We start from the raw sequence: 600 nt of genomic DNA on the forward strand, positions 1-600 counted from the left end.
AAAGTGCACTATATGAAAAACTTTCTTTAACTAAAGAACAAATAAACTCATTTTTAGACTATTTTATATCTACACTACCTACTTTTATCAAGGAAAAGCTGGCTTTTTTGTAGTGCGAAAGTTGAGTTAGATATTAATGAATTAGAGTATATTAGAGATTATATGCTTAAAGAAATGTTTAAAAAGCGTAGCTTGGAGCATTATAGATTATTAGATAAATATTGGGTTATAGCTATAGATGGAACAGGATTATTTAAATTTAAAGAGAAACATTGTGAGCATTGTTTAAAGAAAGAGTACAAAGATAAAGATGGAAATATTGAAAAAACACTGTATTTCCATTGTGTTCTCGAAGCTAAGTTGATTTTTGGCGATATGGTATTTAGTATAGATACTGAATTTATTGAAAACCCAGATGAAAAATATGATAAGCAGGATTGTGAAATTAAAGCTTTTAAAAGATTGGCTACTAAACTCAAAAGAAGATATCCTAGACTCCCTATATGTATTTTAGGCGATAGCCTGTATGCCTGTGAACCTGTGTTTGAGATATGCAATAAAAACAAATGGAAATATTTACTTAGATTTAAAGAAGGAAGA

At 28.5% G+C, this 600-nt stretch carries 1 pseudogene; it reads left to right on the forward strand.

The annotated features are described in order from the left end of the window. Nucleotides 1–162 precede the first annotated feature (162 nt). Nucleotides 163–600: pseudogene (locus CLTEP_RS14200) on the forward strand (transposase); the annotation flags it as partial.

Origin of the sequence: Clostridium tepidiprofundi DSM 19306 (assembly GCF_001594005.1) — a bacterium.
GTDB classification, from domain to species: domain Bacteria; phylum Bacillota; class Clostridia; order Clostridiales; family Clostridiaceae; genus Clostridium_AC; species Clostridium_AC tepidiprofundi.